The organism is Pseudomonas sp. FSL W7-0098 (genome assembly GCF_005930585.1).
Taxonomy (GTDB): Bacteria; Pseudomonadota; Gammaproteobacteria; order Pseudomonadales; family Pseudomonadaceae; genus Aquipseudomonas; species Aquipseudomonas bubulae.
In genome coordinates this window covers 227,171-246,835 of record NZ_RXHW01000006.1, presented here as the reverse complement: position 1 = coordinate 246,835, position 19,665 = coordinate 227,171, and the positions used below count along the sequence as shown (strand labels likewise).

20 protein-coding genes are annotated in these 19,665 nt (G+C 59.2%); 9 read left to right on the top strand and 11 right to left on the bottom strand.

Annotation, left to right across the window (positions count from 1 at the left end):
- The first annotated feature begins 13 nt into the window (after positions 1-13).
- The 3 genes from FHL07_RS13705 to tldD all read left to right on the top strand — a co-directional run bounded on the left by FHL07_RS13705 (position 14) and on the right by tldD (position 6,261).
- Positions 14-3,826: a YhdP family protein gene (locus tag FHL07_RS13705; RefSeq protein WP_138738592.1), complete on the top strand. Its 3,813-nt coding sequence runs from the start codon at positions 14-16 to the stop codon at positions 3,824-3,826.
- 9 nt (positions 3,827-3,835) lie between these two features.
- Positions 3,836-4,663: a carbon-nitrogen hydrolase family protein gene (locus FHL07_RS13700; RefSeq protein WP_095001129.1), complete on the top strand. Its 828-nt coding sequence runs from the start codon at positions 3,836-3,838 to the stop codon at positions 4,661-4,663.
- Positions 4,664-4,818: 155 nt separating this feature from the next.
- On the top strand, positions 4,819-6,261 hold the full coding sequence (tldD, locus tag FHL07_RS13695; protein WP_016781785.1) for a metalloprotease TldD: 1,443 nt from the start codon (positions 4,819-4,821) through the stop codon (positions 6,259-6,261).
- 47 nt (positions 6,262-6,308) lie between these two features.
- Here the strand turns inward: tldD and yjgA are convergent, their stop codons facing one another.
- Positions 6,309-6,830, bottom strand: a complete 522-nt coding sequence (gene yjgA / locus FHL07_RS13690) for a ribosome biogenesis factor YjgA (RefSeq protein WP_016781786.1) — start codon at positions 6,828-6,830, stop codon at positions 6,309-6,311.
- A gap of 107 nt (positions 6,831-6,937) precedes the next feature.
- Between yjgA and pmbA the strand changes: the two genes are divergently transcribed.
- From pmbA to FHL07_RS13660, 6 genes are all read left to right on the top strand, one after another.
- Entirely contained in the window at positions 6,938-8,284 is a 1,347-nt protein-coding gene (gene pmbA / locus FHL07_RS13685) for a metalloprotease PmbA (RefSeq protein WP_138738591.1), read from the top strand.
- A 141-nt stretch (positions 8,285-8,425) separates the two neighbouring features.
- Positions 8,426-8,821 (top strand): FagA protein, encoded by a 396-nt coding sequence (locus FHL07_RS13680; RefSeq protein ID WP_095001132.1) that lies wholly within the window; start codon positions 8,426-8,428, stop codon positions 8,819-8,821.
- Entirely contained in the window at positions 8,814-10,190 is a 1,377-nt protein-coding gene (locus FHL07_RS13675) for a class II fumarate hydratase (RefSeq protein ID WP_095018241.1), read from the top strand. Before FHL07_RS13680 ends, FHL07_RS13675 begins: the two co-directional genes overlap by 8 nt.
- Before the next feature lie 27 nt (positions 10,191-10,217).
- On the top strand, positions 10,218-10,667 hold the full coding sequence (locus FHL07_RS13670; RefSeq protein ID WP_138738590.1) for a hypothetical protein: 450 nt from the start codon (positions 10,218-10,220) through the stop codon (positions 10,665-10,667).
- A 1-nt stretch (position 10,668) separates the two neighbouring features.
- The gene (locus tag FHL07_RS13665) at positions 10,669-11,280 is read left to right on the top strand and encodes a superoxide dismutase (protein ID WP_095001135.1); all 612 of its coding nucleotides are present in this window, start codon (positions 10,669-10,671) and stop codon (positions 11,278-11,280) included.
- 26 nt (positions 11,281-11,306) lie between these two features.
- Positions 11,307-12,200, top strand: coding sequence for a ZIP family metal transporter (locus FHL07_RS13660; protein ID WP_095001136.1), 894 nt, complete (start codon positions 11,307-11,309; stop codon positions 12,198-12,200).
- A gap of 133 nt (positions 12,201-12,333) precedes the next feature.
- Here the strand turns inward: FHL07_RS13660 and FHL07_RS13655 are convergent, their stop codons facing one another.
- From FHL07_RS13655 to FHL07_RS13610, 10 genes are all read right to left on the bottom strand, one after another.
- On the bottom strand, positions 12,334-12,606 hold the full coding sequence (locus tag FHL07_RS13655; protein WP_095001137.1) for an HPr family phosphocarrier protein: 273 nt from the start codon (positions 12,604-12,606) through the stop codon (positions 12,334-12,336).
- A gap of 15 nt (positions 12,607-12,621) precedes the next feature.
- Positions 12,622-13,479, bottom strand: a complete 858-nt coding sequence (rapZ, locus tag FHL07_RS13650; protein WP_019825031.1) for an RNase adapter RapZ — start codon at positions 13,477-13,479, stop codon at positions 12,622-12,624.
- A gap of 2 nt (positions 13,480-13,481) precedes the next feature.
- Complete coding sequence (gene ptsN, locus FHL07_RS13645) at positions 13,482-13,946, bottom strand: PTS IIA-like nitrogen regulatory protein PtsN (protein WP_095001138.1); 465 nt, start codon at positions 13,944-13,946, stop codon at positions 13,482-13,484.
- A gap of 12 nt (positions 13,947-13,958) precedes the next feature.
- A complete protein-coding gene (gene hpf, locus FHL07_RS13640; protein WP_016781796.1) occupies positions 13,959-14,267 on the bottom strand; it encodes a ribosome hibernation-promoting factor, HPF/YfiA family in 309 nt (102 codons plus the stop codon).
- A 75-nt stretch (positions 14,268-14,342) separates the two neighbouring features.
- Positions 14,343-15,836 (bottom strand): RNA polymerase factor sigma-54, encoded by a 1,494-nt coding sequence (locus FHL07_RS13635; RefSeq protein ID WP_095026599.1) that lies wholly within the window; start codon positions 15,834-15,836, stop codon positions 14,343-14,345.
- 235 nt (positions 15,837-16,071) lie between these two features.
- A complete protein-coding gene (gene lptB / locus FHL07_RS13630; RefSeq protein ID WP_095001140.1) occupies positions 16,072-16,797 on the bottom strand; it encodes an LPS export ABC transporter ATP-binding protein in 726 nt (241 codons plus the stop codon).
- The gene (gene lptA, locus FHL07_RS13625; RefSeq protein ID WP_095001141.1) at positions 16,797-17,342 is read right to left on the bottom strand and encodes a lipopolysaccharide transport periplasmic protein LptA; all 546 of its coding nucleotides are present in this window, start codon (positions 17,340-17,342) and stop codon (positions 16,797-16,799) included. The genes lptB and lptA overlap by 1 nt, the downstream gene beginning before the upstream one ends.
- On the bottom strand, positions 17,329-17,901 hold the full coding sequence (gene lptC, locus FHL07_RS13620) for an LPS export ABC transporter periplasmic protein LptC (protein WP_095001142.1): 573 nt from the start codon (positions 17,899-17,901) through the stop codon (positions 17,329-17,331). The genes lptA and lptC overlap by 14 nt, the downstream gene beginning before the upstream one ends.
- Positions 17,902-17,909: 8 nt before the next feature.
- A complete protein-coding gene (locus FHL07_RS13615) occupies positions 17,910-18,434 on the bottom strand; it encodes a KdsC family phosphatase (RefSeq protein WP_095001143.1) in 525 nt (174 codons plus the stop codon).
- Positions 18,434-19,408, bottom strand: coding sequence for a KpsF/GutQ family sugar-phosphate isomerase (locus FHL07_RS13610; RefSeq protein ID WP_095001144.1), 975 nt, complete (start codon positions 19,406-19,408; stop codon positions 18,434-18,436). Before FHL07_RS13610 ends, FHL07_RS13615 begins: the two co-directional genes overlap by 1 nt.
- Positions 19,409-19,665 lie beyond the last annotated feature (257 nt).

The following is a 19,665-nucleotide window of genomic DNA, read 5'->3' as shown; positions in this document are numbered from 1 at the left end:
GGGGCCACCTGACATGGAGCGTCTGACACGCTTTTTTGCCGCGCTGACCCGTTGGGGGCTGGGCGCGTGCGCTCTGGTTTTGGTCCTGACGGCGTTGTACGTCAGTATCGGCCGTGAATTGACCCCCCTGATCGCCGAATACCGCGTTGAAGTGCAGAGCAAAGCCCGTGAAGCGCTGGGCATGCCATTGACCATTGGCAGCCTGGAAGGAAGCTGGAGCGGCATGGCGCCGGTATTGAAGGCCCACGACGTCATGGTCGGTGAGGGCAACAGCGCCCTGCGTCTGGATGAAGTGCAGGTGGTGCCCGATGTGTGGGCCAGCCTGTTGAACCGTGATATCCGTATTGGTCACGTGCAACTCAATGGTCTGCAACTGAGCTTGCGCCAGGATGAACACGGCCACTGGGCACTCGAAGGGCTGCCGGTGCAGGATGACCAGCCGCTTGACCCTGAGCAGTTGCTCAACCAGCTGCAACGTGTGGCGCGGTTGTCGGTGCTCGACAGCCAGGTGACCCTGGAACCCTACAAACAATCCCCGCTGACCCTGACTTATGTCGGGCTAACGCTGGACGTCGGCGCGTCGGACCAGCGTCTTGATGCGCGGCTGACCTTGCCCGATGGCCAGCCCGTGGCGCTGAGCCTCAGCACACAGGTTCAGGCCAGCCACTGGCGTGACGGTGCGGCCCAGGCCTATGTGAGCCTGCCGCAAAGTGATTGGGCCAAGTGGCTGCCGGCCACGCTGATCGCACCGTGGAAAGTCTCCGAGCTCAAGGCTGGAGGCGAGTTCTGGTTCAACTGGAGCCAGGGCTCGGTACAGAGCGCGGTGGCGCGCCTGAATGCGACCCGGTTCAGTGGTGCCTATGCCGATCGCAAACCCGAGACCATCGAGAACCTGGCGCTGCATGCCTGGGCTGAGCGCGGCAAACAGGGTTTCAGGGTGGTGCTCGACTCACTGGCCATGAACCTGGGCAAGACCCGTTGGGAAACCCGTCTGCAACTGCAGCAGTTCGCGGCCACCGACAAGGAGCAGGAGCGTTGGCACCTGCAGGCCGACCGCCTGGACCTGACCCCGATCACGCCGCTGATGGACTCACTGGCCCCCGTGCCGGAAGCCGTCGCCAAAGTCATCGATCAATTGAGCGTTACCGGCACCTTGCGCAATGTGCTGGCTGATTATCGACCAGCAGCCACGGACGATCAAAAAATCAGCTTTGCGGCCAATCTGGAGCAGGTCGGCTTCAATGCCACCCACGGCGCTCCGGCGGCGCGCAATGTCAGTGGCCTGATCAGCGGCGACCTGGGCAAGGGCGAACTGCGCCTGGACAGCAAAGACTTCATGCTGCACCTCGACCCGATCTTCGCCAAGCCCTGGCAATACCTGCAAGCCAATGCCCTGCTGACCTGGACCCTGAACAAGGACAGCTTCACCCTGATTGCGCCCTACATCAAAGTGCTGGGGGAAGAGGGCAATATCGCGGCCGACTTTTTGATCCGCATTCACCTTGACCATTCCCAGGAAGATTACATGGACCTGCGGGTGGGCCTGACAGATGGCGACGGCCGTTTTACCCCCAAGTACCTGCCTGAAGTACTGAGTCCGGCGCTTTCGGAGTGGCTGAGCACGGCGATTATCAAAGGCGCAGTCGAAGAGGGCTTCTTCCAGTATCAAGGTTCGCTGAGCCATGACGCCGTTGCGGCGGCGCGCAATATCAGCCTGTTTTTCAAGGTGCATGGCGCAGAACTGGCGTTCCAGCCTGGCTGGCCCCATGTGCGTAACGTGTCGGGCGATGTGTTTATTGAAGATAGCGGTGTGCGGATCATGGCCAGCAAAGGTCAGCTACTCGACACCCGTGTGCGTAACGTGGCTGTCAGCATCCCGCATGTGCCTGCCGGCAAGGTCAGCCATCTGTTTCTGGATGGCGACTTTGAGGGCGGGCTGGGGGACGGTCTGAAAATTCTTCAGGAAGCACCGATAGGTACCGCAGAAACGTTCGCTGGCTGGCAGGGTGAAGGTTCGCTGAAGGGCCGTGTTGATCTGGACATCCCGCTGGAAAAGGGTGTGGAGCCAAAAATCCTGGTGGACTTCAACGTCGACAAGGCGCGCCTGAAAATCAGCGAACCCGAGCTTGAACTGACCCAGCTCAAGGGTGACCTGCGCTTTGACAGTGCCAAGGGCCTGAGCGGCAAGGGCATCAGCGCCCGGGCGTTCGATCGCCCGATCACCGCGCAGATCTTTGCCGACGGCAAGCCTGGCCGCATCAGCACCCGGGTGGTGGCCAGCGGTCAGGTGGGGGTGAAAAAACTCACGGACTGGCTCAAGTTCAATCAACCGATCCCGGTAAGCGGTGACTTGCCCTATCAGTTGCAACTGACCCTGGACGGTGCCGACAGCCAGTTACGCGTCAGCTCCAGCCTCAAGGGCGCGGTGGTGGATTTGCCGGCACCCTTCGGGCTGGCGGCCAATGAAAGCCGCAACAGCGTGTTTCGCATGACTCTGCAAGGCGCCGAGCGGCGGTACTGGTTTGACTACGGCGACCTGGTCAACCTGACCTTTGCTGCCCCCAATGGCAAGTTTGAAGACGGGCGTGGCGAGTTGTTCCTGGGCGATGGCAAACCCGTTTTGCCCACGACCAAGGGCCTGCGCATTCGCGGCGTGCTGTCGGAGCTGGACGTCGCCCCCTGGCAGGCGCTGGTCGAACGATATGCCGGCAATGACCCCGGCGGCAGCGCCAAGCAACTGCTCAGCAGTGCGGACTTTAAAGTCGGCAAGTTGATTGCCTTCGGCACCCAATTGGATCAGGTGCGCCTGGTCATGAAGCGCGTCGCCGCCTCCTGGGCGCTGCAAATCGACAGCAAGCAGGCCATCGGCGCCGTGACCCTGCCGGATGCGAACAACGCGCCGATTGTGGTCAACATGCAGACCATTCGCCTGCCTGCGCCTGATCCCAAGACGGTGGCAGACGAGAATGCCCCCGACCCGCTGGCTGCGGTCGACCCGCGCAAAATACCGGCCCTGGACATCATTATTCGCCAGCTCTACCAGGGGGCGGACCTGCTTGGTGCCTGGTCACTCAACATTCGACCCAACAGCCGGGGCATCAGCCTTACCAGTCTCAATCTGGGGCTCAAGGGCATGCTGCTTGAAGGTTCGGGCGGCTGGGAAGGCGTGGCGGGTAACAGCAAAAGCTGGTACCAGGGGCGCCTGGGTGGCGGCAACCTGGCCACGGTGCTGAAGAACTGGGGCTTTGCCCCCAGCGTCACCAGCGACAACTTTCATGTGGACATCGATGGCAACTGGCCCGGTTCGCCAGCGTGGATTGGCCTCAAGCGTTTCTCCGGCACACTGGTCGCCTCGCTCAACAAGGGGCAGTTTGTGGAAGTCGACGGCAGCGCCCAGGTGCTGCGCATTTTTGGCTTGCTCAACTTCAACGCCATTGGCCGTCGTCTGCGCCTGGACTTCTCCGACCTGTTCGGCAAGGGCCTGAGCTATGACCGGGTCAAGGGCGTGCTCAATGCCCGCAGCGGCGTGTACAGCACAGGCAAGCCGATCCTGATGACCGGGCCGTCCACCAATCTGGAACTTAACGGTACATTGAACATGGTCACCGACCGGGTCGACGCCAAGCTGCTGGTGACCTTGCCCGTGACCAATAACCTGCCCCTTGCAGCGCTGTTGGTGGGCGGGCCGGCAGCGGGCGGGGCGATGTTCCTGCTCAACAAGCTGATCGGTGACCAGGTGTCGCGCTTCGCCAGCGTGCAATACAGCATCCAGGGCCCGTGGAACGATCCGAAAATCACCTTCGACAAGCCTTTCGAGAAACACTAGGAGCGCAGCATGACCCTGGCAGTGATTCAAATGGTCAGCCAGAGCGATGTCCTGGCCAATCTGGCCCAGGCCCGTCGCCTGCTGGAAGAGGCTGCCCAAGGCGGTGCGCAACTGGCCGTGTTGCCCGAGAACTTTGCCGCGATGGGCCGTCGCGATACTGCCGCCATCGGCCGCGCCGAGGCCTTGGGCGAGGGCCCGATCCTGCCCTGGTTGAAACAGACCGCCCGCGACCTCAAGTTATGGGTAGTGGCTGGTACTTTGCCTCTGCCGCCCGAGGGGCAGCCTGAAGCCAAGGTCAATGCTTGTTCATTGCTGATCAACGCCGAGGGCGAGCAAGCGGCCCGTTACGACAAATTGCACTTGTTTGATGTGGATGTGTCTGACAACCGTGGCCGCTATCGCGAGTCTGATGACTATGCCCGGGGCAAGCGTGTGGTGGTGGTTGATACCCCGGTGGGCAAGCTGGGCCTGAGCGTATGTTATGACCTGCGCTTCCCGGAGCTGTACAGTGAGCTGCGCACTGCGGGCGCTGAACTGATTACCGCGCCCTCGGCCTTTACCGCTGTCACGGGTGCGGCCCATTGGGAGATACTGATACGCGCCCGCGCCATTGAAACCCAGTGCTATATCCTTGCAGCGGCCCAGGGCGGCGTGCATCCGGGCCCGCGAGAAACCTGGGGGCATGCAGCCATTATCGATCCCTGGGGGCGGGTGCTGGCCGAGCAGGCGCAGGGCGAGGGGGTGTTGCTGGCCCGCCGCGATGCGCTTGAGCAGGCGGATATCAGGGCGCGCATGCCGGTGGTGAGCCATCGGCGGTTCAACGCCCATCTAATTTAAGTGGGAGCGGGCTTGCTCGCGATGCAGGCGACAGGGTGTAACCGTTGCCCCGCATCGATGCCATCGCGAGCAAGCCCGCTCCCACAGAACAGATTTTTCAGGCCCGAGGGTTCAGCACTCAAAGATGCTGAAGCAGGGGCCAAGACGGAGTGAATATGAGCGAGTTGTTGACCTCAGTCAGCGAACACCTGTTGGCACCCGGAGGTGTCACCATCGAAAGCCTGCAAAGCGTATTGGGCGACCTGGCCGGGCCGGGTATCGACGCGGCAGACCTGTATTTCCAGGGCCAGATTTCCGAATCCTGGGCGCTGGAAGACGGCATCGTCAAAGAAGGCAGCTTTAACCTCGACCAGGGTGTAGGTGTTCGCGCCCAGTCTGGCGAGAAGACCGGCTTTGCCTACAGCAATGCCATTACCCTGGACGCATTGGGTCAGGCCGCCCGCGCCGCCCGTTCGATCTCCCGTGCCGGGCAAAACGGCACGGTGCAGGCGTTCACCACTCAGGACGTGGCTCAGCTGTATGGCCCGGACAACCCGCTGGAAGTCATCAGCCGCGCAGAAAAGGTCGAGCTGCTCAAGCGTGTCGATGCCGCCACCCGCGCCCTCGATCCGCGTATCCAGCAAGTCACCGTGAGCATGGCCGGGGTCTGGGAGCGCATTCTGGTGGCCTCCACCGATGGCGGGCTGGCGGCAGATATCCGGCCGCTGGTGCGTTTCAACGTCAGCGTCATCGTTGAGCAGAATGGCCGTCGCGAGCGCGGCGGTCATGGTGGTGGCGGGCGTACCGACTACCGCTATTTCCTCACTGACGATCGTGCCATGGGTTACGCCCGTGAAGCGTTGCGCCAGGCCCTGGTCAACCTCGAAGCGGTACCGGCTCCGGCAGGCACCATGCCGGTGGTTCTGGGCTCGGGTTGGTCCGGCGTACTGTTGCATGAAGCGGTGGGTCACGGTCTGGAAGGGGACTTCAACCGCAAGGGCAGTTCTGCCTACAGCGGACGCATGGGCGAAATGGTTGCTTCCAAACTGTGCACCATCGTCGATGACGGTACCCTGGCGGGCCGCCGTGGCTCGCTGAGCGTGGATGACGAAGGCACCCCGACCGAGTGCACCACCCTGATTGAAAACGGCGTGCTCAAGGGCTATATGCAGGACAAGCTCAATGCCCGTCTGATGGGCGTGGCGCGCACCGGCAACGGCCGTCGCGAATCCTATGCGCACTTGCCGATGCCGCGCATGACCAACACCTACATGCTGGGCGGCGAAAGCGATCCTGCCGAAATCATCGCTTCGGTGAAAAAGGGCATCTACTGCGCCAATCTGGGTGGTGGTCAGGTCGATATCACCAGCGGCAAGTTTGTGTTCTCCACCAGCGAAGCCTATCTGATTGAAGACGGCAAAATCACTCGCCCAGTCAAAGGCGCGACCCTGATTGGCAACGGGCCGGAAGCAATGAGCAAGGTGTCGATGGTCGGTAACGATCTGTCGCTGGACAGCGGCGTAGGCACGTGTGGCAAGGATGGGCAGTCGGTGCCGGTAGGTGTCGGCCAGCCAACCCTGAAGATTGACGCGATCACTGTAGGCGGTACGGGCGGTTGAGGGGAGGTCCCGTGAAGGTTGCCAGGCAACCTTCACGGGTACGAGGCTTAACGCAGACCGCGTTGAGTCTCGTCCAACCCACGGATGTACTTGAACAATTTGCGGCTTGAAGCCGGTGCCTTGTTATGAGCCAGCTCGTGTTTGGCCTGACGTATCACCGAACGCATTTGCTGGCGGTCGGCTTCAGGGAACTCGGCAACAAACTTTTCCAGTACAGCGTCATCACCCTCGATCAGGCGATCACGCCAGCGCTCGAGGTTGTGAAAACGTTCGTTGTACTGGCGAGAAGAGGCATCGACTTGATCGATCAAGGCAAGAATTTCGTCAAGCGGTTGATCGCGCATCAGTTTGCCGATGAACATCATATGGCGCTTGCGCGCAATATGAGCCGTGTGTTTTGGAGCATCTGCCAAAGCCTTACGCATAGCGTCAGTCAGGGGCATTTTGTTCAGCAAGTCAGGCTTGAGTGTCGTGAGACGCTCGCCCAGATCAACCAGAGCATGAAGCTCGCGTTTGACCTGCGATTTGCTTTTTTCGCCGTCGAAGGCGTCGTCGTAAGAATCAACCATGGTGGCAGTCCGCAAAGAAACGCCGCCATGATAACCAGTCGGGGGCCGCTTGTCCGGCCCGGTCGCTCGGCGGCCCTGCCGAAAACAGAATTTGAGTGGAGAAAACCATGAGTGCAGTTCAAAGCGTCGGCCCGCAGGCCTTGCCGGCACTGCAGGAACAGGTCGAGCAAATCATCGCCGAAGCCAGGCGCCAGGGTGCCAGCGCCTGTGAAGTAGCCGTGTCGCTGGAGCAGGGGTTATCGACCTCGGTACGTCAGCGCGAAGTTGAAACCGTAGAGTTCAACCGTGACCAGGGTTTTGGCATCACCCTCTATGTAGGCCAGCGCAAAGGCTCGGCCAGCACCTCGGCCACCGGCCCGGATGCCATCCGCGAAACCGTCGCCGCCGCCCTGGCGATTGCCAAACATACCTCGGAAGACGAAAGCTCGGGTTTGGCCGATGCCAGCCTGATGGCGTGTGAACTGAAAGACTTTGATGTGTTCCACACCTGGGACATCACCCCCGAGCAGGCCATTGAAAAGGCCCTGGCCTGCGAAGCCGCTGCATTTGAGGCCGACAGCCGGATCAAAAATGCCGATGGCACCACCCTCAGCACCCATCAGGGCTGCCGCGTGTACGGCAATAGCCATGGTTTTATCGGCGGCTCGGCTTCGACCCGTCACAGCCTCAGCTGCGTAATGATTGCCGAAGGCGATGGCCAGATGCAGCGTGACTACTGGTATGACGTCAATTGCCAGGGCGAGTTGTTGATGGACGCCGTGAGCATTGGCCAGCGCGCCGCCGAGCGCGCTGCCCGGCGACTGGGCTCGCGCCCGGTACCGACGTGCGAGGTGCCGGTGCTGTTCTCGGCCGAACTGGCTGGCGGCCTGTTCGGCAGCTTCCTGGGGGCAATCTCGGGTGGCAACCTGTACCGTAAATCGTCGTTCCTGCTCGATGCAATGGGGCAGCAGATTTTCCCTGAATGGTTGACCCTGGATGAGCGCCCGCACCTGATGCGCGCCATGGGCAGCTCGTCGTTCGACAATGATGGCCTGGCCACTTACGCCAAACCGTTTATCAAGGACGGCGAGTTGGTTTCGTACATCCTGAGCACTTACTCGGGGCGCAAGCTGGGCATGCCGAGCACTGCCAACGCCGGCGGCGTGCATAACCTCTTTGTGACACACGGTGATGAAGACCAGGCAGCCTTGATTCGCAAAATGGGGCGTGGTCTGTTTGTCACCGAGTTAATGGGCAGCGGCCTGAACATGGTCACCGGTGACTATTCCCGTGGCGCGGCGGGTTTCTGGGTCGAGAATGGCGAAATCCAGTTCCCGGTGCAGGAAGTGACCATCGCCGGCAATATGCGCGACATGTTTAAACAGATCGTGGCCGTGGGCAACGATCTGGAACTGCGCAGCAACATCCGCACCGGTTCGGTGCTGATTGAACGCATGATGGTGGCGGGCAGCTAAGACTGGCCTGTTCCATGCCAAGGCGTATCACTGCAACGGTGATACGCCTTTTTTGTGTTTGTGCATCCTGTCCTTTAGCAGACTTGTTTTGATAATCAATATCGCTTAATAATGAATCTCATTATCGAGTGAGCCTGGGTCATGAGTTCTGCGTTGCGTGAAGGGCCGTATCTAGAAAGCTGGCGCTGGATGAGCCGCCAGATCCGCTGCGGGCTGGCGCCGGACGAGCCGCGCCTGATCGAGCATTACCTGGCTGAAGGCCGCTATCTTGCTGGCTGTACAGCCACTTCCCCGTGGTTGATTGCGGTCACCACCTTCCGCCTGATGCTAGACACAGCCACTGACACCGCGCTGCCGTGGCACTGGCGCAATCTGTGCCTGGACAACGCGTGGCGTCCGCTGCGCGACCTCGAAACCCAAGCCCTGTGCAATTGCCGACTCAAGCGCTGGCAAAGCTTTGCCTGGCAGTTGGCAACCTGCGAGCTCGAACCTTCAATTTCTTTAACAGAACTGGTGCAAGGATTTCCCGATGAGTAACACTCGTATCGAACGTGACAGCATGGGTGAGTTGCGTGTGCCTGAATCCGCGTTGTACGGTGCGCAAACCCAGCGTGCAGTCGACAATTTCCCCATCAGCCATCAACGCATGCCTGCGCAATTCATTCGCGCCCTGATCCTGGCCAAGGGCGCAGCGGCCCTGGCCAACGTTGAACTCAAGCAGATCAGCGCGGCCCAGGGCGAGGCGATTGTCGAGGCCACCCAGATCCTGTTGACCGGTGATTTCATGGAGCACTTCCCGGTGGATATTTTCCAGACCGGTTCGGGCACCAGCTCCAACATGAATGCCAACGAAGTGATTGCAACCCTGGCCACGCGGCTGCTGGGCGAGCCGGTGAACCCCAACGATCACGTCAACTGCGGGCAAAGCAGCAACGACATTATCCCGACCACCATCCATGTCAGCGCTGCACTGGGCCTGCACGAGCAGTTGCTGCCGGCGCTGAGCCATCTGGTGCAGGTTATCGAGCGCAAGGCGATCGAGGTTCACGCCTACGTCAAAACCGGGCGCACCCACTTGATGGACGCGATGCCGGTACGCATGAGCCAGGTGCTCAATGGCTGGGCGCAGCAGCTCAAGGCCAATATCGAGCATTTGCATAACCTGCAGCCAGCTCTGCAAGCCCTGGCCCAGGGCGGTACCGCGGTGGGCACCGGGATTAACGCCCACCCGCAGTTTGCTGCGTTATTCAGTCAGCAACTCAGCGAGCTGACCGGGGTGGCCTTCACGCCGGGCAAGGACCTGTTTGCCTTGATTGGTTCGCAAGACACCGCAGTGGCTGTTTCTGGTCAGTTGAAGGCCACGGCAGTGTCACTGATGAAAATCGCCAACGACCTGCGCTGGATGAACTCCGGCCCCCTGGCCGGTCTGGGCGAAATCGAACTTGAGGCGTTACAGCCGGGCTCGTCGATCATGCCGGGCAAGGTCAATCCGGTGATTCCGGAAGCCACGGCGATGGTCGCGGCCCAGGTCATCGGCAACGACGCGGCGATCACCGTGGCAGGTCAGTCCGGCAATTTCGAACTGAACGTCATGCTGCCGGTGATTGCGCACAACCTGTTGAGCAGCATCGAACTCATGGCCAACTCAAGCCGCCTGTTGGCTGACAAGGCCATCGCCAGCTTCAAGGTCAATGAAGCCAAGCTCAAGGAGGCGCTGTCGCGCAATCCGATCCTGGTAACGGCACTGAACCCGATCATCGGTTATCAAAAAGCCGCCGAAATTGCCAAGACCGCTTACCAGCAAGGGCGCCCGGTAATCGATGTGGCACTTGAATACACGGATTTGTCACGCAGCCAGCTTGAGGTCCTTCTCGACCCCGAGAAACTCACCGCCGGCGGCGTTTAATCCATCGACACTGCTTTGGAGGTTCACATGGATCACTGGAAACGCACGATCGAAAGAGCCAACCGCTGTTTCGTCGAAGGCGAACTGGTCGATGCCCGCGAGCATTATCTGCAGGCGCTGGCCCTGGCCCAGGTGCTGTTCGAGCGCTGGAGTGATGCCGACGAAGCAGTGGCCGCCTGCGTCATTTCACACCACAACCTGGCGGATCTGCATTTGCGCCTCAATCAACCGGAGGAGAGCGTGGAGTACCTCTGTGCGATTCATCAGCGATTGTTGCAAACCATGCAGAACGCGCGCCTGCCGACAGCATTGCGTGAAGCGGCGCTGCGTCAGAGCAGCAAGACCTACGTAGAGCTTTTGAATTTTATCAGTGAGTACGGCGAGTACCCGCGTTCCAACCTGTTGCTCAAAAGCAATGTGGCTCAGAGCAGCCATGAGTTCTCGACAGTTAGCGGCCATCACTTAGGAGCACATTGAAATGACTTACACCTTGCCTGCATTGCCTTATGCCTATGACGCGCTTGAACCGCATATTGATGCGCAAACCATGGAAATTCACTACACCAAGCATCACCAGACCTACATCAACAACCTCAATGCGGCCGTAGAGGGCACCGAATGGGCCAAGTGGCCGGTGGAAAAACTGGTGGCCAGTGTTCATCAGTTGCCCGAAAAGCTGCGCGCTGCAGTGATCAACCAGGGTGGCGGGCATGCCAACCACTCGTTGTTCTGGGAAGTCATGAGCCCTAAAGGCGGGGGTAAGCCCGAAGGTGCGCTGGCCAAGGCGATTGACGAGCAGTTGGGTGGTCTGGAGGCGTTCAAGGAAAACTTTACCAAAGCCGCGCTGACGCGTTTTGGCAGTGGCTGGGCATGGTTGAGCGTGACCCCGCAAAAAACGCTGGTAATCGAAAGCAGCGGCAACCAGGACAGCCCGCTGATGAACGGCAATACGCCGATCCTGGGGCTTGATGTGTGGGAGCACGCGTATTACCTGCGCTATCAAAACCGCCGCCCGGAATATATCAACGCGTTTTACAACGTGATCAACTGGCCGGAAGTGGCGCGACGCTATCAAGCGGCGATTGGCTAAGCGCAACGAAAGGATTCAGGCGGATTATGGGCACGCAAATTTTAGCGGTCGGTGGCGTTCGAATGTTTCGCTATGCCTTCGGTACGCTTTTGCTGTTGGCGGGTACGGCCCTGTTGGTTGCCAAGGGGCTGGTCTGGCTGGATCTGGAGCCCCGGCTGCTGCGGGCGCTGCAGGGCGGTGCGTTGTGTGCACTGGGCACGGCGTTAGGCGCCGTGCCTGTCCTGGTTATTCGAAAAATGCCGGTGGCGGTCAGTGACACTCTGCTGGGCTTTGGGGCCGGTGTGATGCTGGCGGCCACGGCCTTTTCGCTGATTGTGCCGGGCATTGCGGCAGCGCAAAGCCTGGGGTTGTCACCCTGGCCCGCCAGCGGGCTTATAAGTGCAGGGATCCTGCTGGGCGCATTCTGCCTGTTTCTGGTGGATCGCAAGGTCTCGGGCGCCGGGCCGGAGGTATTTGTCAGTCGCCCCGGTGAGCCGGTCATCGCGCCGCGCATCTGGTTGTTTGTGATTGCCATTGTGGCGCACAACATTCCTGAAGGCATGGCGGTCGGGGTGTCGGCGGGTGGCGGCATGCCGGATGCCGATAGCCTGGCGATGGGCATTGCGTTGCAGGATGTGCCGGAAGGCCTGGTGATTGCCCTTGTATTGGCAGGGGCGGGCATGTCGCGGGTCAAGGCGTTCCTGATTGGTGCGGCATCAGGTCTGGTTGAGCCGGTCTTTGCGGTGCTCTGTGCCTGGCTGGTCAACTTGGCCGAGGTGCTGTTGCCGTTGGGTCTGGCATTGGCGGCCGGGGCGATGCTGCTGGTGGTCACCCAGGAAGTCATCCCCGAGTCGCGGCGCAATGGCCACGAAAAGCTGGCGAGCCTGGGGCTGTGTGTCGGCTTTTGTTTGATGATGGTGATGGATACGGCGCTTGGTTGAATCGATCTCTGCAGATACTCTTTAGTCGATCAATTCCTGCCGTGGGAGCGAGCCTGCTCGCGAACAACCTTCGCGAGCAGGCTCGCTCCCACGGTGGCAGTTTCCCTGCCGCTGCGTCGAAAAGGCTTCAGGCTTATTCGCCTTCATCGAAGTAGTTGTTGATCAGCGCAACCAGTGCGTCCAGCGCTTCCTGATCCTTCTCACCTTCGGTCTTTATGTGGATGGTTGTGCCCTTGCCGGCGGCCAGCATCATCATGGCCATGATGCTTTTGCCGTCGACCATCGACTCAGGGGTGCGACCCGCCTGGATCTGACATGGAAACTGCCCTGCGATGCCGACAAACTTTGCCGATGCACGGGCGTGCAAGCCCAGTTTGTTGATGATTTCAATTTCCACTGCAGGCATCGCGGGGTAGATCCTTCAAGTAAGGTCGCGGTGGCGAACCTGGACGTTCTTCAGAGTTTCTTGCAGGCATTTGCCCAGGCGTTCGGTCAGGTACACGGAGCGGTGATGCCCGCCCGTGCAGCCGATTCCGATTGTCACATAGGCGCGGTTGCTGGCTGCAAAGCGCGGTAGCCATTTAAGCAGGTAGCTGGAGATGTCCTGGAACATCTCTTCGACATCAGGTTGCGCCGCCAGATAATCGGCTACCGGCTGGTCCAGCCCTGACTGCTCGCGCAGCTCGGGTTTCCAGTACGGGTTGGGCAGGCAACGCACGTCAAACACCAGGTCGGCATCCACCGGCATACCGCGCTTGAAACCGAACGACTCCACCAAAAAGGCGGTGCCTGGCTCTGGCTTGTTCAGCAGACGCAGCTTGATGGTGTCACGTAACTGATACAGATTCAGATTGGTGGTGTTGATGGTCAGGTCAGCGAGGTCGGCAATGGGGCCCAAAAGCTGGGTTTCATCGCGAATGGCTTCGGCAAGGGAGCGGCTCGCGCTGCTGAGCGGGTGGCGCCTGCGGGTTTCCGAGAAGCGCTTGAGCAAGGTTTCTTCGTCGGCATCCAGGTACAGCACGTCGCACTGGATATGCCGGTTACGCACCTCTTCAAGCAACTGCGGAAAACGTGACAAATGACTCGGCAGGTTGCGCGCATCGATCGAAACGGCCACCAGTGGCTGGGCCAGTTCAGTGTGAATCAACGCGCGTTCGGCCAGTTCCGGCAGCAAGCCGGCTGGCAGGTTGTCGATGCAATAGAAACCGTTGTCTTCAAGGACGGCGAGGGCAGTGCTTTTACCGGAGCCGGAGCGTCCGCTGACTATGACTAAGCGCATGATTAATGACCGTTCTGTACGTCCAGAACAACCTGATACAACGCTTCGTTGCTAGGTGCGTTGCGCAGTCTTTCGCGCACGTCTTTGCGATCGAGCATGCTGGCAATCTGCCGGAGCAGTTCCAGGTGTGCATCGGTTGCCGCTTCTGGCACCAGCAAAACGAAAAGCAGGTCGACCGGCGCGCCATCGATGGCGTCGAAATCTATGGGGGCGTCGAGGTGCAGCAAGGCGCTTACAGGCGACTCGCAGCCCTTGAGGCGGCAATGGGGTATGGCGATGCCGTTGCCAAAACCGGTGGAACCCAGTTTTTCACGGGCAATAAGGCTCTCGAAAACATCCTGCATTTCGAGACCAGGCACTTCGCGGCTGATCAGGTTGGCAATATGTTCGAGTGCACGCTTTTTACTGCCGCCCGGCGCGTTCACCAGGGAACGGCCGGGGGTCAGGATACTTTCAAGTCGGATCATGGGTAGGGAGTATTAACGACCGGTCGCGCCCTGGAGCAGGCTTTGGGTCTTTTCCTTATGCTTTTTCAGTTGGCGATCAAGCTTGTCAGTGAGCAGATCGATGGCGGCATACATATCGTCATGCTCGGCGTTGGCAACGACTTCTCCTCCATGGATGTGCAAGGTGGCCTCGATTTTCTGTTTCAGTTTTTCGACCGCCATCGTTACCTGTACGTTGGTAATCTTGTCGAAGTGACGCTCCAGTCGGTCGAGTTTTTCGCCGATGTATGCGCGTAGCGGTTCGGTGACTTCCAGTTGGTGTCCACTGATGTTGACTTGCATACAGTTTCTCCTTTGATGCCATTGCATAAAGCGGCAGGCCGAGCAGCCTGCCACTGAAACGCCGGGGTCCGTGGCTTACATCAAACGCTTGCGTTCGCTCGAAGGCGCTATCCCGAGGGATTCGCGGTACTTGGCGACGGTGCGACGGGCTACCTGAATACCTTGTGCCTCCAGTAAACCAGCGATCTTGCTGTCACTCAACGGCTTTTTCTGATTTTCCGCTGCAACCAGTTTTTTGATGATGGCACGGATCGCGGTGGAGGAGCATTCGCCGCCTTCAGAGGTGCTGACGTGGCTGGAGAAAAAGTATTTAAGTTCATAAATGCCCCGTGGGGTATGCATGAATTTTTGTGTGGTAACCCGGGAAATGGTGGATTCGTGCATGCCCACCGCTTCGGCGATATCGTGCAGTACTAGGGGTTTCATGGCTTCATCGCCATGCTCGAGAAATCCGCGTTGGTGCTCGACGATCTGGGTCGCCACTTTCATCAGGGTTTCGTTGCGGCTTTGCAGGCTTTTGATAAACCAGCGTGCTTCCTGCAGCTGGTTGCGCATAAAGGTGTTGTCGGCGCTGGTATCGGCTCTGCGTACGAAACCGGCGTATTGCGCGTTCACCCGCAGGCGCGGTACGGACTCCTGGTTAAGCTCGACCAGCCAGCGCTCGTTGTCCTTGCGCACGATCACGTCAGGTACGACGTATTCGGCTTCGCTGGATTCGATTTGCGAACCCGGGCGTGGGTTGAGGCTTTGTACCAGTTCAATGACCTGGCGCAGTTCGTCCTCTTTGAGCTTCATGCGGCGCATCAGCTGGCTGTAGTCGCGTGCGCCCAGCAGGTCGATGTAGTCGGTGACCAGGCGCTTGGCCTCGCTCAGCCAGGGGGTCTTGGCAGGCAGTTGGCGCAATTGCAGGAGCAGGCATTCGCCCAGGTTGCGCGCGCCAATGCCAGCCGGTTCGAATTGCTGGATGCGATGCAGGACGGCTTCGATTTCATCGAGTTCAATGTCCAGTTCCGGATCAAAGGCTTCGAGGATTTCTTCGAGGGTTTCGTCCAGGTAGCCCTGGTTGTTGATGCAGTCGATCAGTGTTACGCCGATCAGACGGTCGGTGTCGGACATCGGAGCCAGGTTCAATTGCCACAGCAGGTGGCTTTGCAGGCTTTCACCGGTCGAGGTGCGGGTGGTGAAGTCCCACTCGTCATCGTCGTTACTTGGCAGGCTGCTGGCGCTGGTCTGGTAGATGTCTTCCCAGGCAGTGTCCACGGGCAGTTCGTTGGGAATGCGCTCACCCCAGTCGCCGTCTTCCAGATTATCTACGGTCTGGGCAGTTTCCTGGTAGGTGGGCTCTTGAATGTCGGGATTGGGCTTTTGCTCAATGTTGTCGGCAAGGGGGTCTGCATTGTCGAAGTCGTCGCCTTCTTCCTGGCGCTCGAGCATGGGGTTGGACTCCAGGGCTTCCTGGATTTCCTGTTGCAGATCGAGGGTCGACAATTGGAGCAGGCGGATGGCCTGTTGCAGCTGAGGTGTCATTGTCAGCTGCTGGCCCATTCTCAGGACTAGCGATGGTTTCATGGCAGGGGCTTAACACCTTATTCGCCGGCGCACATGGCGCCATCCACTACAGGGCGCGTGAGCGCCAAACATAAGCAAATTATATGCCTGAAACCGGTGCGTTTGCCTAGGGGGCGGTCTAAATTAGTTTGCGGGTGGTGAACTGATCGAGAGCACCCCGTTGAATATTCGGGCAATAAAATGCTGGCGCATTTTTACTGCCCGGATGCCCTGGCTGCCCAAGATGTGTCCGGGCTTACAGGCGGAACTCGTGACCCAGGTAAACTTCCCGCACCAACTTGTTGGCCAGAATCGTTTCAGCATCGCCTTCAGCGATCAATTGCCCGTCATTGACGATATAGGCCGTTTCGCAGATATCGAGGGTTTCACGGACATTGTGGTCGGTGATCAGCACGCCAATGCCCTTGGCTTTGAGGTGGTAGATGATTTGTTTGATGTCGCCCACCGAGATCGGATCGACACCGGCAAAGGGTTCGTCGAGCAGGATGAACTTGGGTGCCGTGGCCAGTGCGCGGGCAATTTCTACCCGACGGCGCTCACCGCCCGACAGGCTCATGCCCAGGTTGTCGCGAATATGGTTGATATGGAATTCCTGCAGCAGGCTTTCCAGCTCCTTGCGACGACCGGTCTTGTCGAGCTCCTTGCGGGTTTCGAGGATTGCCATGATGTTGTCGGCCACCGACAGCTTGCGAAAGATCGAGGCTTCCTGTGGCAAGTAACCGATACCGGCGCGTGCGCGACCATGCATGGGCTCGTGGCTGACGTCCAGGTCATCGATCAGTACGCGACCCTGATCGGCGTGCACCAGGCCGACAATCATGTAGAAACAGGTGGTTTTGCCCGCGCCGTTGGGGCCGAGCAGGCCCACGATTTGCCCGCTGTCGATCGACAGGCTGACATCACGTACTACCTGACGGCTCTTGTAGCTTTTGGCCAGATGCTGGGCTTTCAGAGTTGCCATTACTGGGCCTTCTGCTGGTCGGTTTTCTTCTTGGGCTGGATCACCATGTCGATGCGCGGGCGAGGTGCGGTGACATTGGCGCCATTGGCGCGACCGGCACTGGCAATTTGTTTTACCGTGTCGTAGACGATTTTCTCGCCCTCGGTGGTATTGCCGTCGTTAATCACTTTGGCCTTGTCAATCAGTACGATGCGGTTTTGTGGTGCATGGTATTGAATGGTGACGGCATAAGCCTGTACCGGTTTGGGGTCAGTGGCTTTTTGCAGTTGCTCGAAGTAGGCCAGGTTGCCGACGGATGTCACCACGTCGATTTCGCCCGCAGCATTACGGGTGATGGTGACGGTGTTGCCGGTGATTTTCATCGAGCCCTGGGTGATGATGACATCGCCCTTGTAGGTGGCAATACCTTGCTTGTCATCCAGTTGTGCCTCGTTGGCCTGGATGCGAATAGGTTGTTCGGTGTCGTTCGGCAGAGCCCAGGCGCTCACGCTTCCCAGTGCTGCGCTCAGGCTGAGCAATAAAGGGAGGGTTTTAACGAGACTCATACTGTCCTCTTACGTTGGACAGCAGGTCCATCCTGCCGTCTTTCAAATATGCTTTCATGCCCTTGCCAGTGGTTACGCCGCCAGCGCCGTCGATTCTAACGTCTCGCTCGGTCTGCGCATATTCCTTCTGGGGGAATACAGTCATACGGGTACTGGTAATAATGGTGGTGCGGTTTTTTTCGTCAGTGCGCGCGATGCGCACCGAATCGATAAGCTCGACCTCGGTGCCATCCGGATTGACTTCACCGCGCTCGCTCTGCACGTTCCACGGGTAGGCCGTGCCGCGGTAGAGCTGCATTTTCGGTTGGGTCATCTGAGTGACCTCGGAAGCCTTCAAATGTTCAAGCTTCTCGGACGTCATGTCGTACTGCAGCTTGCCGTCAGGTAAAAACTGACGGCTGTGTGCATTGGTGGCGTAGTAGTCGATAGCGTTTTCATCCACCGCCAGGGTAGGGGCATTGAGAAAACGTTCCGGCCTGATATTCCAGTAGCCAGCAGCTGCAAACAGCGAGGCAATCACTGTAAACAGCACTATTTGGCGAATCTTTTTGCTCAGCATAGAAAGCTCTATAGGTAGGCGGCGTGGGCTGCGTCCAGGCTGCCCTGGGCACGCAGAATCAGCTCGCAGAATTCACGGGCGGCACCTTCGCCACCCCGCGCCCGGGTTACCCCGTGGGCGTGCTCGCGGACAAAGTCCGCAGCGTTGGCCACGGCCATGCCCAGACCTACCCGGCGGATAACCGGCAGGTCGGGCAAGTCATCTCCCAGGTAGGCAACCTGTTCATAGCTTAGGTTGAGTTGGCCAAGAAGCTCGTCCAGTACGACCAATTTGTCTTCGCGGCCCTGGTACAGATACGGGATGCCCAGGTTTTGTGCGCGACGCTCGACCACCGGGGTTTTGCGGCCGCTGATAATTGCCGTTTGCACACCGGCGGCCATAAGCATCTTGATGCCCTGGCCGTCGAGGGTATTGAAGGTCTTGAATTCGCTGCCATCTTCGAGGAAATACAGGCGGCCGTCGGTCAATACGCCGTCAACGTCAAAAATGGCCAGCTTGATGCCCTTGCCGCGCTTGAGAAGTTCCTGGGTCATTACATTACTCCTGCGCGTAGCAGATCGTGCATGTTCAAGGCGCCAACCGGACGATCTTGCTTGTCGACCACCACCAGCGCGCTGATTTTGTGGTCTTCCATGATTTTAAGGGCTTCGGCTGCCAGCATGTCGGCGCGGGCGGTTTTGCCGTGCGGGGTCATGACCGCGTCGATGGTGGCGTTGCGGATGTCGATTTCGCGGTCCAGGGTGCGGCGCAAGTCGCCGTCAGTAAAGATTCCGGCCAGTCGACCGTCCTCTTCTATGACGACGGTCATGCCCAGGCCCTTGTGGGTCATTTCCATCAACGCTTCCTTGAGCAATGTACCGCGCACGACTTGCGGCAGTTCATCGCCAGAGTGCATGACGTTCTCCACTTTCAGCAATAGGCGTCGGCCCAGTGCTCCGCCGGGGTGGGAAAAGGCGAAATCTTCTGCAGTAAAACCGCGAGCTTCAAGCAGGGCAATAGCCAGTGCATCGCCCAGCACCAAGGTTGCCGTGGTGGACGAGGTCGGTGCCAGATTCAACGGGCAGGCTTCCTGGGCCACGCGGGCATCCAGGCTGACATCGGCGGCCTTGGCCAGCGGCGATTCGGGGTTGCCGGTCATGCTGATCAGCTTGATGCCCAGGCGCTTGATCAGTGGCAGCAGGGTGACGATTTCGGCGGTCGAGCCGGAGTTGGACAGTGCGAGGATAATGTCATCGCGGGTAATCATGCCCATGTCGCCGTGGCTGGCTTCTGCCGGGTGGACAAAAAAAGCCGTGGTGCCGGTGCTGGCCAGGGTTGCGGCAATTTTATTGCCGATGTGTCCTGACTTGCCCATGCCGACCACGACCACCCGGCCTTTACTGGCCAAAATCATCTCGCAAGCGCGTACGAAATCTGCGTCGATATGTGTCAGCAAGCCCTCTACGGCTTCCAGTTCGAGGCGGATGGTGCGTTGGGCGGATTGGATCAGGTCGCTGGATTGGCTCATGGTTGAAGTCGGGTAGCCTGAGAAAAGGCAACGATTATAGCGGTTATGTGGCGTTCCCTCACGCTTGATCGCTGTGCTTTATTGCATGTGCTTACAAAGTGCGCGTGTGTTTGCAGAAAAAACATCTTTATTTCACTGTACTGAGACTTAACCGGCACTCCTTCGGTCTTGGGCGGTCACTATGAGCAGTGGTATAGTTCGCCGCCAGTTCGGCCCGCCAGGGAACGCGTGCTTCTTCACAAGAAGTTTGGTGTCCG

Excerpts from the sequence above, each read along its gene's own strand:
- FHL07_RS13705 (WP_138738592.1), top strand. The coding sequence starts at position 14 with ATGGAGCGTCTGACACGCTTTTTTGCCGCGCTGACCCGTTGGGGGCTG.
- FHL07_RS13700 (WP_095001129.1), top strand. The coding sequence starts at position 3,836 with ATGACCCTGGCAGTGATTCAAATGGTCAGCCAGAGCGATGTCCTGGCC.
- tldD (WP_016781785.1), top strand. The coding sequence starts at position 4,819 with ATGAGCGAGTTGTTGACCTCAGTCAGCGAACACCTGTTGGCACCCGGA.
- yjgA (WP_016781786.1), bottom strand. The coding sequence starts at position 6,830 with ATGGTTGATTCTTACGACGACGCCTTCGACGGCGAAAAAAGCAAATCG.
- pmbA (WP_138738591.1), top strand. The coding sequence starts at position 6,938 with ATGAGTGCAGTTCAAAGCGTCGGCCCGCAGGCCTTGCCGGCACTGCAG.
- FHL07_RS13680 (WP_095001132.1), top strand. The coding sequence starts at position 8,426 with ATGAGTTCTGCGTTGCGTGAAGGGCCGTATCTAGAAAGCTGGCGCTGG.
- FHL07_RS13675 (WP_095018241.1), top strand. The coding sequence starts at position 8,814 with ATGAGTAACACTCGTATCGAACGTGACAGCATGGGTGAGTTGCGTGTG.
- FHL07_RS13670 (WP_138738590.1), top strand. The coding sequence starts at position 10,218 with ATGGATCACTGGAAACGCACGATCGAAAGAGCCAACCGCTGTTTCGTC.
- FHL07_RS13665 (WP_095001135.1), top strand. The coding sequence starts at position 10,669 with ATGACTTACACCTTGCCTGCATTGCCTTATGCCTATGACGCGCTTGAA.
- FHL07_RS13660 (WP_095001136.1), top strand. The coding sequence starts at position 11,307 with ATGGGCACGCAAATTTTAGCGGTCGGTGGCGTTCGAATGTTTCGCTAT.
- FHL07_RS13655 (WP_095001137.1), bottom strand. The coding sequence starts at position 12,606 with ATGCCTGCAGTGGAAATTGAAATCATCAACAAACTGGGCTTGCACGCC.
- rapZ (WP_019825031.1), bottom strand. The coding sequence starts at position 13,479 with ATGCGCTTAGTCATAGTCAGCGGACGCTCCGGCTCCGGTAAAAGCACT.
- ptsN (WP_095001138.1), bottom strand. The coding sequence starts at position 13,946 with ATGATCCGACTTGAAAGTATCCTGACCCCCGGCCGTTCCCTGGTGAAC.
- hpf (WP_016781796.1), bottom strand. The coding sequence starts at position 14,267 with ATGCAAGTCAACATCAGTGGACACCAACTGGAAGTCACCGAACCGCTA.
- FHL07_RS13635 (WP_095026599.1), bottom strand. The coding sequence starts at position 15,836 with ATGAAACCATCGCTAGTCCTGAGAATGGGCCAGCAGCTGACAATGACA.
- lptB (WP_095001140.1), bottom strand. The coding sequence starts at position 16,797 with ATGGCAACTCTGAAAGCCCAGCATCTGGCCAAAAGCTACAAGAGCCGT.
- lptA (WP_095001141.1), bottom strand. The coding sequence starts at position 17,342 with ATGAGTCTCGTTAAAACCCTCCCTTTATTGCTCAGCCTGAGCGCAGCA.
- lptC (WP_095001142.1), bottom strand. The coding sequence starts at position 17,901 with ATGCTGAGCAAAAAGATTCGCCAAATAGTGCTGTTTACAGTGATTGCC.
- FHL07_RS13615 (WP_095001143.1), bottom strand. The coding sequence starts at position 18,434 with ATGACCCAGGAACTTCTCAAGCGCGGCAAGGGCATCAAGCTGGCCATT.
- FHL07_RS13610 (WP_095001144.1), bottom strand. The coding sequence starts at position 19,408 with ATGAGCCAATCCAGCGACCTGATCCAATCCGCCCAACGCACCATCCGC.